Source organism: Exiguobacterium sp. s193 (genome assembly GCF_018618755.1).
Classification (GTDB): domain Bacteria; phylum Bacillota; class Bacilli; order Exiguobacteriales; family Exiguobacteriaceae; genus Exiguobacterium_A.
Genome location: NZ_JACSMR010000001.1, coordinates 224,078 through 236,847 on the forward strand (window position 1 = coordinate 224,078; position 12,770 = coordinate 236,847).

General features: G+C 47.0%; 8 protein-coding genes. 3 read left to right on the plus strand and 5 right to left on the minus strand.

Annotated features, from left to right (window positions below; genetic code table 11):
- Window positions 1-25 precede the first annotated feature (25 nt).
- Window positions 26-1,354, minus strand: a complete 1,329-nt coding sequence (locus KNQ04_RS01125) for a VanW family protein (RefSeq protein ID WP_214846741.1) — start codon at window positions 1,352-1,354, stop codon at window positions 26-28.
- 175 nt (window positions 1,355-1,529) lie between these two features.
- Between KNQ04_RS01125 and KNQ04_RS01130 the strand changes: the two genes are divergently transcribed.
- From KNQ04_RS01130 to KNQ04_RS01140, 3 genes are read left to right on the plus strand one after another with little or no spacing between them, the layout of a single operon-like run.
- Window positions 1,530-2,054, plus strand: a complete 525-nt coding sequence (locus KNQ04_RS01130) for a prepilin-type N-terminal cleavage/methylation domain-containing protein (RefSeq protein WP_214846742.1) — start codon at window positions 1,530-1,532, stop codon at window positions 2,052-2,054.
- Window positions 2,017-2,634: a PilW family protein gene (locus KNQ04_RS01135; protein WP_214846743.1), complete on the plus strand. Its 618-nt coding sequence runs from the start codon at window positions 2,017-2,019 to the stop codon at window positions 2,632-2,634. The genes KNQ04_RS01130 and KNQ04_RS01135 overlap by 38 nt, the downstream gene beginning before the upstream one ends.
- A gap of 17 nt (window positions 2,635-2,651) precedes the next feature.
- Window positions 2,652-4,232, plus strand: a complete 1,581-nt coding sequence (locus KNQ04_RS01140) for a type II secretion system protein (RefSeq protein WP_214846744.1) — start codon at window positions 2,652-2,654, stop codon at window positions 4,230-4,232.
- Window positions 4,233-4,274: 42 nt separating this feature from the next.
- Here KNQ04_RS01140 and KNQ04_RS01145 read toward each other — a convergent pair whose 3' ends face one another.
- The 4 genes from KNQ04_RS01145 to KNQ04_RS01160 all read right to left on the minus strand — a co-directional run bounded on the left by KNQ04_RS01145 (window position 4,275) and on the right by KNQ04_RS01160 (window position 12,601).
- Window positions 4,275-4,964: an ankyrin repeat domain-containing protein gene (locus KNQ04_RS01145; protein ID WP_214846745.1), complete on the minus strand. Its 690-nt coding sequence runs from the start codon at window positions 4,962-4,964 to the stop codon at window positions 4,275-4,277.
- Window positions 4,965-4,981: 17 nt separating this feature from the next.
- The gene (locus KNQ04_RS01150) at window positions 4,982-8,584 is read right to left on the minus strand and encodes a DUF5057 domain-containing protein (RefSeq protein ID WP_214846746.1); all 3,603 of its coding nucleotides are present in this window, start codon (window positions 8,582-8,584) and stop codon (window positions 4,982-4,984) included.
- A gap of 73 nt (window positions 8,585-8,657) precedes the next feature.
- A complete protein-coding gene (locus KNQ04_RS01155) occupies window positions 8,658-9,908 on the minus strand; it encodes a bifunctional folylpolyglutamate synthase/dihydrofolate synthase (RefSeq protein ID WP_214846747.1) in 1,251 nt (416 codons plus the stop codon).
- Between the two features lie 56 nt (window positions 9,909-9,964).
- Window positions 9,965-12,601, minus strand: coding sequence for a valine--tRNA ligase (locus KNQ04_RS01160; protein WP_214846749.1), 2,637 nt, complete (start codon window positions 12,599-12,601; stop codon window positions 9,965-9,967).
- Between the last annotated feature and the right edge of the window lie 169 nt (window positions 12,602-12,770).

Consider the following 12,770-nt stretch of genomic DNA (forward strand, 5'->3'; position numbering starts at 1 on the left):
ACAATCCCCTCTTTTCTAATCTGAATTAACCGACTGCCGGTTCCGCTGTATCACCTTCGACGGGAGAAGCAGGGTCTCCGTCTGTTGGAGTATCTGGTGTATCGGGTGACGTCGGTGTATCCGGTGATGTCGGTGCATCTGGACCTGTCACATCCGACTCTGGGTCGGTTTGATCCGTCGTATCAGATTCATCATCAGTCGGATCCGTCTCGTTTTGGTTCTCTTCAGCAGGTGGTGTGACGACCGGGGCTTGCTCCGTTTGACTGCTTTTCATCACGATGGCCGGTGTCGCTGCATAAAAATCAAGTGCAATCAGGATTTTTTGTTCGCCTTTATTTGATTTGATAAGGCGGTACAATTCAATCGATTTGCCATCTTCACCGGATTGTGTGTCACTTGTCGTTCCGGCAGATAACGTCGCGGAATAACGGGTGATCGTCCGGTAAGGAATCGATTTTTCTCCCTCAAGTACGGCAGTCACCGTCTCTTTGAATGGCGTTCCACGCAATTCAAGTGTCACGTCACTACCCGTCTTCGTCGCAACGAGTTGGTAGCTGCTCGCTTGCGTATTCCGCACGGCAAAATCTGTTTTTTCATCAATTCGGACATCGTAACCGAGTGTGATATCGTCCGGTAATTGATCGTGCGGCATCCGTTCGACGATTTCAAACGGTGTTTTGGCGAATAACTCATACAATTTACTTCCAATATATGAAGCAGCTACAGGATCCATTCCGTACGTTTTTGTGTTCATCAATTGTCCGGCCTTTAGTTCTACCTGGGTCATGGCTTCGACCATTTGTTCTTCTGCTGCTGATCGTGTCGTAAAGGAAATCGATGAAACGACTTCATCCGTTCCCGTTGCTACGGTCATCGTAGTCGGATCATAGTTTCCTTCCTTTAACTCTCGGCTCATCTTTGTAAGCCATGTCTTGAACTGTGTCGTCTGTTCCGCCGTATAGGCGACCGGTTGCGTCGACAAATAGTCCTCGATTGCGGCGTCATCCATACTTACTGATAACTTGCCCCCTTTTTTTAACGAGGCTGCTTCAATTGCTTGATCCGTTTTAAAGGTTACAAGTGTTGTCGGGATCGGTGTCGTCTCTTCACCTGTTCCCATCGTTAAAGGCGTCATGTTGGACCAGGTCGTAATCGCTTTTTGTACTTTCGGTTTCGCTTCGTCACGCGTCATCCCGCCGACTGGGACGGATGCAATCCGTGCACTGTCAGAGAACTTTTCGCTGACAGTCGCTTGGCCCGTGAAGGAGATGAGCGCGAATGAAGGAACATAGATTAAGACAATCAATAGGACTAAAAGAAGAGTATGTACTGCAAAACGCTTAAGATTTATCATCATCTGTTTCCTTTCCGTTTGAAATAACCATTTCAGGTGTCTAGTATTTCCATTATAATGAATATTATGATGAAACATAAGTCCTAGCTGACAATAACTTTCATCCTACGTGAATACATACCGTTTTTCATTTTCGAACTGATAACTCATATTGAATCGGATAAGAGGTGCATCCATGCAAGACGAGCAACAAGGCTTTTCCTTAATCGAAGTATTAGTCAGCATTACGATTCTTTCGATCATTTCCGTATCACTCATCAGTATTTTTTCACAGTCTTTATCCGCTTCTCGCAAGAGCACGGAGTTGACGTTCGCTAATTATCTGGCCAAAAATGCCGCTTCCTATATTGAACGGGAAGCAATCGAGTCCGAGACGGGACCGTTCGCCTTTGACCGCCTCGCTGAACAGACGGAAGGAGTCCCCTATTTAAATGGTGCCTATACCATACCGACACCGAACACGCCGTCATGTGGTGTATCGGCTATTTGTGACTCAATCTTCAATGATGCTGAGATAAATAATCTGCCGTTCGACGTTAAATTTAGCGTCACGCCACACAAAATCGATAGTGAAGAAAATCCGAACCTGCTCGATTTATATGTCTATGTCTATTTAGATGGTCAAAACGAACCGATTACATCATTGAAGGGATCGATTACGAATGCGACGCTTAATCAAAGTTTCCCTTCGACGAACTGAAGGATTTTCGCTCGTCGAACTCCTGGTTGCGATCGTCATCGCCGCGATATTTAGTGGTGTCATCTTGACGGTCTTCATCTCGGGGACAAAAAGTTTTCAAGCGACCGGGATCATCAGCGAGCTCAGGAGTGAAGCCGACAGTTCTGTCGGATTGATATTAAATGAAATCACAGGCTTTGATGCGATTCGTGTCGATCAGGCAAAAGAATTGGCTTTTTATCAAAAAACGGCCCCACGCTTGAGCACGGATTCCGAGTTACTCGAGCGGTCTGCCGGATTCATCCCCTTTAATGCAAATCTTGAACAGCAAAACGAAGTCACCGTGGATCCGATCACATATACCTTTACGGCAGAGCGCCTCGACGGTGACACACTTGTTTATGAAGGACCACTCGAAAATGTAGATGATCAAACTGAGATTCAAAAAACCTTCACGATTTCAAGTCCCGAGTACGTCGACATCACGACCGGTGACTACCAGGGCAGATACGTCATCCATGGCATTTTGACGATGACGTTACGGATTCAGTCGACAGATCAGGAAGAAACGCAAACGTTGAAGAGCACGATTGGATTTTAGTTCAGAAAGGACTAATTATGAAAAAATCAGAAGAAGGTTACACACTTTTGTTCGTCCTCGTGACGTTGACCGTCTTGTCCGTCCTCGCAATCGCAACGATCGGTGTCAGTCTCCAATCGACGCGCCTGACGGAAATACGCGGGGCGAACATCAAAGTCGATACAGCGACTCAAAATGAACTTGACCAAGCGATTGCTGCCCTCCAAAAAATCGTCGCAACGACAAGTAACGCCACACCGACGAGTTCCTCAAAGCAACTGTTCGCAGACATTCCGAATCAAATCGTTTTGCCTCTAACAACATCGGCGCCGAACGTCACGGTCGAAGTCAATGAAGACGATTCGAATGCCCGCGTCAAAGCGCTGGATTTGACGGCTCACGTTGAAGAGACAAAAGGCGATCAACCGACCGTCAAAAAAGCGTATACACAGCGTGTCTATTTATCGGCCATCCCCAGTTTTTTGTACTATACATTAGGGTCTGATAATCAAGTCGTCCTGAACGGTGCGCCACGGATTGAAGGAAATGTCTTCTCACGGGAAGCACTCAAAGTTTCCGCGACCCCGAACTTCGTCTACAACGGTCAAACAGGGCGTTATACGGATAAATTAGCCCACCCTTATATCGATGGACAGGTCCGTGTCTTTCAGCCGCAAAACGAACCGCTGTTAGCGTGCGATGATTTTTTACCCTGCGATCAGACCGTCTTTGATCCCGCGGTCAAAACCGCCCTCGTCTCAACGAAAGATACACTTGTTCCATTTGACTTCGAATTCGCACTGAACGACTTCTTAGACATTCCGAGTAATATCTCGCTTGCCACTTTGTCTGATTACTTAAAAGACCAAATGTCCCCACCAATCGAACGATCCGTGTTGACCGGGCCATTTTTAAATGAGTTAAGTACAAAAAAACAAATCATCGTCCCCTCCCCAGCGGAACAAAGCACCGTGACCATCACTGATGATATCGTCAAGGAATCGCCTGAACCGCTAATCATCGATGGTAACTTGACGATTTCGTCGCTGAACCCGATCACGCAACCACTTGAGATTAAACGTCCGATCGTCGTACTCGGTAATTTATTGATTCGTGGAAACGTCAGTTTTGCTACGACGATGTTCTCGACCGGATCGAGCCGTCTCGACGATGCCAACATTCAAGGGATTACCAGTTCTACGAACCAAAATACATTGATTTTGCTCAGTAAAGGCACATTGACAATCAACCGGGTCAATAAATTTTCGACACCCAAGACAGATGCACCAGACATGAATGCGTTTCTCTATAGTGACGCAACTTCACTAAACCGAATTTATTCTGTTGGCTCGACGATGAACCTCCAAGGTGGAATCTTTACGAAAGGACAACTCGAAGTCAATGCGTACCGTGGACAACTTGATTTACCAGAAAATCAGTTTCCGCAAGATGTAACAGCGCTTGAAGAATTAATGGCACTCAAAAAATCTGCTGAAGCGGAAAAATCCCGTCTTCGCCTAAAGTATGACGCAAGTGTATTAAAAAATCCGACAGCGATGCTTCCACTTAGCCGCGCCGTCAAAATGTATGTCGAGACCCCGAAACGAACCATGCCTTGAGGATAGACAAAAACACGACATCACGCGATGTCGTGTTTTTTTTCATTTAAATGATGTCGCACCATATGCACGTGCAATCTTTTTGACTTCCATCTGCTTGACTTGAGCACCATGCTTTTTTAACAACTGATAGATATCCCGACGATTTTGTTTTACTGCCTCATAAATCGGGGGATTCTCTCCGAGATTCGGATTTGCTCCAGCTGCGAGCAACATTTCGATTACAGGCTCATTTTGATCGATCGTCGCGTAATATAAAGCTGAATTCCGATATTGGTCAAGTAGATTGATTTCTTTAGCAGACACCCGTTTGATGAATAAGGCATAGACATCTGCCGATCGGTTGATACTCGTCGCAACATGCAGGACTGTCTGTTGCTGCTCATTCGTTTGCTCGACGGAAGCTCCCGCATCAAGCCATTGCTTGACTACAGAAGCTGGTCCGAACCGGGCGACATAAAACCAGTTCACTTGATTTTTCACACTCTTGTCGTCCAGCAAAACGAGTGCTTTTTCATAGTCGAGTGCTTCTTGGAACTGCTGAATGTACTGATTCCGGTCTTTTGTCGATAAAGAAACGTGTTCGACTGCTGACGCAAATGCGTTAACATCTGACGTATCGATACTCTTTTCAAAAGCTTGCTGGTTTCGCTGTTCAATCAACAAGTATGTCGTTACTCCAATTCCGATTAGAAACAGGAGAACGACGCTAATGATTTGTTTTTTCTTCACGTCATTTCCCCCGTCACTTAATAGACATCCGTATCTGGTGAAGTGCTTGAACCTTCAGAAGAAATCGTCACTTTAAAGGTCGCCGTCAACGGTTGTTTCTCCGTCGCACCGGTTTTGATGACTTCAAGAACCGATTGATCTGCTTTTAATGCCGTCACTTTGACACGTGCGACACCTGGGCGAATCGGTTTTAAGGCTTGTGCCGATGAATCAACCTTCACATACTCTTTTCCTTGGAGCACTTCTAGACGATAAAAACGCTCTGTCGCCGTCACAGGTAACCAGTTCAAGACAGGCTGCTTTTGAACATCCTGCATGGAAAGTGTCAAATCGTTCGCCGTCAAATCAGTTGGATTTTCACGCACCATGATTTTCGTGATAGCTTGTGTCGCTGTAAAATCTCGAAGTTCCAACAAAGCGTCGACTGGACCAGCCGGTGTCCCCGTTATTCCCTTGACTGTGTAACCAGCCGCCGTTTGGATGAGTTCGATCGCCGGACTAGACGTCGAAACGGTGAACGGTAACTGAATACTTGGTGTAAAGGTCGCCGTGACATCTTGTGTCGTGTTGACCCATAACTCTAGAGTATTCGGTGTTACGGTTAGTTCCGGTAATTTGACTTCAATCGTATAGACTTGCGACTGTGCTAAATAGGTTGTGCTGCCGCTCGATGCCGGAACAACGGCTTGAACGGTCATTGTGCCTGGTTTTTTTCCTGTTAGCGATAACTCATCTGTTGTCAGACCGCTAGCCTCGACTAAATCGTTGTTCGTCACAAGCCATTTAATCGGTGCATCCGTCCCGGACAACATGGCTGCTTCGCCCGTCATCGCTTTCGTTTGTCCGACGTATAAAACGTCAGGAACATCCCTGACAATTAATCCTTTAAAGACATCGTTGATCGTCAACTTCGAAGTCGCGACTAACTCACGTCCATTCGCAACGGGAACAATCAATTTAATCTCTGTCGTTCCGATTTTTTTCGGGATGATGATTCCCGATGGATCGATTGTTGCAATACTCGTGTCCGCGACCGACCAGTTTAACGTCCCGTACTGACTGCCTGCCGGGCTGATTTCCGGTAAAACTTTATAGGAAGGTGTATTAAGATCAATCCGGACAGCCGGAATTTGGGCTCTCGTCGCATATGGCGTCGATAACGCATATCCAAGGGTCGGGAAGGATTGATCGTCGTTTGCGAACGACTTCGATTTGCCACCGCCGTTTTTCTTGTCGCGGTAGACCGTCTTCGTCGATACAATCATGTTATTTTTTTTATCGAACTCATGGACACCGGCCGCATCCTTCGCCCGCACTTTGACGGTAAAGGTCAACTCAGACGGTTTTGCAATCCATAACCCTTTTTGAAGTCCTTCGATTTCTTCATCGTATTCGATGTCAGGTACAGTTCCTGTCAATTTTTGATTGACGACTTTGACCCCACCAAGTCCGGTCGCCGAAACCACTTCGACGTTACTCGGGAAGTTTTCCGTAAATAAGATATCTTCCATCGTCACTGAAAATTGCCCCATGATGTATCCGTTATTTCCGATGGCATCTTTTTGGACCATCGGTGTTGTTTTGACCGTATACGTAATCGTTGCTGTTTCGCCTTGGGGAATTGTCGCCGGGTCAATCGACCGTGATAACGTAAACGGTGCTGAAGATGACGGCTGGACGACTTGGATGGTCCGTGTCTCAATCGTTTTAGCACCCCGTTGATCCTCGGCCTCGATTCGGATCGTTGCCGTCGTTTTGCCTGTTAGTTTCGCATCAAATGTTTGGCTGACGAATGAATTGTTTTTTAGTTTGTTGTTTTCATAGACTTTTTCATCATCGATATAAATCCGGGTTTTTAATTCTCGGTCCCGTAAATCATAATCGTTGACCTTATAAGATACCGTGATCGGTTCATTGTCTAAATAACTTGCTCGGCTGTCCGGCAAGACATTTTTAATGAGCGGTTTATGGTTGGCACCGATGAAAGCACGGTACATCGTATTCGAAAACAGCTCTTTTTCCTGCTGTTGATTAAAACTTGTCGTATGACCTGCACCGGAGTAGGTAACATTGCCCTTTGTATACATGTAGTAATGATTACGGGCATCGCCGATGGTACGACCCGCGTTTTGAGTCGTCGTATCGACGTCCACTTTGTTTTCCCGAATGTTATACCACGGAATCAAATCGGGCTGCTCTAAATCGAGACCGAAATATTGGTCATGTGTCGTTGCGATTGAGACTTCATCCGCTAACATAAACGGATAGGATGTCATGACACCGGCATTTTGTTTGACTGCTTTAGTCGATGTCCGTTTCGCCCCGTACCCCATGTTCGTAAAGTTCTTTTGTCCGGCGAGACCGGCGAACTTTTCTTCCCAAAAGAGTTCCGATTTTGATGACTTATTCGGACGGAAAATCGTATCGTGTGACAGCATCAATCCTTGTCCCGTGTTCGTGAAATCAAGGATGGCGTTTGCCGCATCGTTACTTAATGATGCTGCTCCATATGAATCCTGAAATCCAAAAATCAGCAGGTCATACGCTGTATTTAATTTTTTCGAAGCATAGTCACTATTAAATTGAGCTGCCGTCATGACTTCGACGTTAAAGTCATAATAGCCGGTCTCTGTCAATAACGTACCTGTATTCATGAAGCCATTGATTGATCCTGTCGAACCTGTTCGCGTTACTTGTAAAACTTTTGCTTCCGCGACCTGATCCTTCATTAAAAAACTGCCCGTTTTATAGTCGGTCAGTCCGTCACTGCTCTTGACGCGAATCATCCAGTTCCGCGGCCCTGTATAACTCGGGGCGTCAAAATTATAGCTTAATGTACCGGTCTTTGCCGCCGGTTTCTCATCGACTTTTTCCGACTCTTCGAACTGATCATTACTATCAAAATCGATGTAGAGTTGGGCTAACTGGTTCGTATTTTCAAGCGTCGTCGTATAGGCAAAATTAACGGGAACGTTTGGTACGGCCGTCTTTCCTTTATCGATACCTGTCAACGCTGTCCCATTTTGATTGACCGTAACGGTCTCAAGCCGTGGACGAATGATTTTTTGTCCATTTAATTTCGTGACGACCGTTTGGCTGTCCGTATAGGCAATCAACGCATTGGATTTGATATTTTTGAAGATCGCATTAAAATTACTACCTGTCTGCGTCAATACGTCCGGATGAAAAAAGACTGGCAGCCCTTTGTTAATGAAGCCACTGACGATTTCATTTCCTTTTAACTTCGTGATATCGTTTTCGATTTTGCTCGTATTGTGATTTTGTGATGTATCCGATACAGCCATCGCATATCGGTCCGTTCCGGAAAAGACTGATGGATCAAAGACAACGGCATCAAAAGCGCCATCTAACGGGAAGCGTGACGCGTTCAGTTCTTTGACGGTCATCATCTTGATTTCGTAACGGCTCAAATCGAGCCCGGTCAAAAGCGACGTCACTACGGTATTCGGATCAATCCGGTTCGTCGTCGACCAATCGTCGCGAATCTCAAGAATCTTGAATTTTTCTCCGGTCGCGGCGTTCGTATGTGTTTCTTGTATATAACTAAAACTTGTAAAGATTAATACACTGACTAAAAACAGACGTAACCAACGCTTCATCTTCCATCGTCTCCTCGTTGTAAGGTCATAAAAGCTAGGACTATATTACCCCACTTTTAGTATACAAGGACTTTCACGGTTTTCCCTTTTTTGTAAAACGTTGTCCGATTAATTTTTCACGGACTGTACTGATGAAGTAGAGCGATCCCGTCACGACGAGTACCTGATCCGTACCCTCATATTCGGACAAAAACGAATCGAGCTCCGTGACTTGTGCACCGTCTGCCTGCAGTTCGTTAAGCGACCGGGCACGCGGAAAATCAAACGTCGTCTCATAAATTGTCGGTGTCACTTCCTGAAATTGTCTAATCATCGCAAGGCGATCCTTATCCCGCAGGATGGAACAAAGGATGACGATGGGCAACGTTTCCTGTTTTAGGCGGTCGACGAGCGCTTTAACCCCTTCCGGATTATGGGCACCGTCTAAAATAATCCGTGGTTTGCGGGAAATGATTTCAAAGCGTCCCGGATGTTTGGCGTTGCGGAGACCCCGGCGAATCGCCTTATTTGACCAACCGAGTTTCTTTGCACAGACGACGGCGTTCGCTGCATTTTCGACTTGATGATGCCCTTCGAGCCCGAGTCGTGTTTCCGGAATCCCTTCATATGTCGCCCATGTCCCGGTCGCATTCAGCCGGTAAGAGAGGATGGCTTCCTGGCTCCATTTCAACGTCGCCGCCCGGTCGCCGCAATAGGCCATCAACGGCACCGTCAGTTCCTCTTGCAGTTTCCCGGCGATGACCGACGTCCCTTGTTTGATGATGCCGAACTTCTGTAAGGCAATCTCTTGGAGCGTATCTCCGAGAATCGCTTGATGATCGTGACCAATCGAGGTGATGATGGCAGCAATCGGTTGCTTCAGTACGTTCGTCGAGTCATAAAGTCCTCCGAGTCCGACCTCGTAAATGACGAAATCAGGACGGATCTGATTAAAATGATAGAAGGCAAGTGCCGTCAATGCTTCGAATTCCGTCACTGTACCAATCGTCGAATCGACCTTCGTCATTGCTTGCTTCACTGCATTAGCTGCACTGACAAGATCTACTTCACCAATCGGCACTCCGTTCAGCATGATTCGTTCCTCGAACTGAATGATATACGGGGATGTAAACGTCCCAATCCGTAAGCCTTCTGCCATTCCCATCTCTCGCAGGAAAGCAACCGTCGATCCTTTTCCATTCGTTCCGGCGACATGGATTGTCGGGACGGCGTCCGAATCAATCTGCAACGCGGCAAGCAATGCTTCCATCCGACTTAGTCCCGGTTTGATACCAAATGCTAACAATTGCGATAACCATTCTAATACGTCTTCTCTCGTCTTCACGCTGTCCTCGCCCCTTTAAAAAAAGTGGCTCAAGGAAACTTGAGCCACTGTTGGAATTATTGAGATAGTTCGTTGATCCGTGCTTCGACTGCTGCACGTTTTTCATTGTAGTCTTGTGCTTTCGCTTGTTCTTCTTCGATGACATGTGCCGGTGCTTTTCCGACGAAACCAGGGTTGTTGAGTTTTTTCTCGACCCGTTCGACTTCTTTCGTATACTTGACGAGTTCTTTGTTCAAGCGGGCTATTTCTTCTTCGATGTTGATTAAGTCAGCCAACGGAATGAACAATTCTGCGCCGGTCACGATGGCACTGAGTGCTTTTTCCGGTGCCGCCATGCTACGTTCGACAAGTAATTCGGAAGCATTCGTAAACTTCTTCAAGTACGAGATATTCGTCTCTAAATCATGTTGCACCTGGTCGTCACTCGTCGAAATCATCAATTGAATTTGTTTTGACATCGGTGCGTTCACTTCGGCACGAATGTTCCGGACCGACCGGATGACGTTTTGGACAGCTTCGAACGCAGGAACTGCTTGCGGGAAGTCGAGTGTCTCGTTACGTGTCGGCCAAGCGGCACGCGTGATCGTCTCCCCTTGATGCGGCAAGTGCTGCCAAATCTCTTCCGTGATGAACGGCATGAACGGGTGCATCAGACGCATGATTTGGTCGAGCGTGTACGCAAGAATTGAACGCGTCGTCAATTTAGCGGCCTCGTTTTCACCGTTGAGCGGTAACTTCGCCATCTCGATGTACCAGTTACAGAAATCTTCCCAGATGAAGTGGTAAAGGATCCGACCAGCTTCACCGAACTCATACTTATCGGATAAGCGCGTTACGTCGTCAATCGTCGTATTCAGACGTGTCAAAATCCACTGATCGGCAAGTGATTTTTCGCCCGTCAGATCGATTTCTTCATACGTCAGACCGTCCATGTTCATCAGTGCAAAACGACTCGCGTTCCACAATTTATTTGAGAAGTTCCACGTCGCTTCGATTTTTTCCCAGTAGAAGCGTAAATCGTTCCCTGGAGTCGATCCTGTCGTCAAGAACCAACGGAGTGAATCGGCACCATATTTTTCGATGACATCCATCGGATCGATTCCGTTACCGAGTGATTTCGACATCTTACGGCCTTCCGAGTCACGAATCAGACCATGAATCAACACATCGTTGAATGGACGTTCGCCTGTAAACTCATACGATTGAAAAATCATCCGTGACACCCAGAAAGCGATGATGTCGTAACCCGTAACGAGTGTCGACGTCGGGAAGTACTTTTGGTAATCCGCAGCATCCGTATTCGGCCAGCCCATCGTCGAGAACGGCCAAAGCGCTGATGAGAACCACGTATCGAGGACATCGTTGTCTTGCTCCCAGTTTTCGATGTCGGCAGGTGCTTCTTTCCCAACGAACACTTCGCCTGTTTCTTTATGGTACCAGGCTGGAATCCGGTGTCCCCACCAAAGTTGACGGCTGACACACCAGTCACGGATATTCTCCATCCAGCGGACATAGGTGTTTTCGAACCGTTGTGGGACGAAGTTGATTTTATCGTCGCCTTGTTGTTCAGCAAGTGCTTTTTCAGCGAGTGGCTCCATCTTAACGAACCATTGCAGTGACAAATACGGTTCAACGACTGCATCCGACCGTTCCGAGTGACCGACCGAGTGTAAGTGAGGCTCGACTTTAATCAAGACACCAGAAGCTTTTAAATCCTCAACGATTTGTTTCCGGCAGTCGAACCGGTCCATGCCTTCATATTTCCCGGCATTTTCGTTCATCGTTCCGTCTTCATTCATGACGAGGACACGTGGTAAATCATGCCGGTTTCCGACTTCAAAGTCGTTCGGGTCATGGGCTGGCGTGATTTTAACAACACCTGTTCCGAATTCCATATCGACATATTCGTCAGCGACGATCGGGATTTCTCGTTCGACGATCGGTAACGTGATCGTTTTCCCGACGAGGTGAGCGTAACGCTCATCTTTCGGATTGACGGCGATTGCCGTATCCCCAAGCATCGTCTCCGGGCGCGTCGTCGCGAGTTCGACGTGACCTGTTCCGTCCGTCAATGGATAACTGAGGTGGTAAAAAGCACCTTCGATATCTTTATAGATGACTTCGATATCGGAAATCGCTGTTTTCGTCGCCGGGTCCCAGTTGACGATGTATTCGCCACGGTAAATCAAACCTTTTTCATACAGTTTAACAAAGACTTCCTGGACCGCTTCAGATAATCCTTCATCGAGCGTAAAACGCTCACGTGAGTAATCCAGACCAAGTCCGAGTTTCGACCATTGCGCACGGATTGTTGAAGCATATTCTTCTTTCCACGCCCATGATTGTTCGAGGAACTTCTCACGTCCCATTTCAAGACGTGACTTTCCTTCCGCTCGGAGCTTCTGTTCGACTTTTGCTTGTGTCGCGATTCCCGCGTGATCCATTCCCGGCAAGTACAGGACGTCGAACCCTTGCATCCGCTTCATCCGTGTCAGCATGTCCTGTAACGTCGTATCCCAAGCATGACCGAGATGAAGTTTCCCTGTCACGTTCGGTGGTGGGATGACGATCGTGTACGGTGCTTTCTCTGGATCTTGATCAGCTTTGAAATACTCCCCTTCCAGCCAAAAGTCGTACCATTTTTCTTCCGTCGCCTGCGGATCATATTTCGTCGGCATTGATAATTCCTGCATCTAAATCGCTCCTTTTACCCATAATAAAAACGGCTACTCTCGTCCTCATCTAAGGACGAAAGAAGCCGTTGCTCTTCCGCGGTACCACCTTAGTTCACCCCGATAACGGGAGTGCCCTCTAGCCCGCGTAACGTGCGGAATCCGGATATCGCTCGCTCGCGCTTACGAT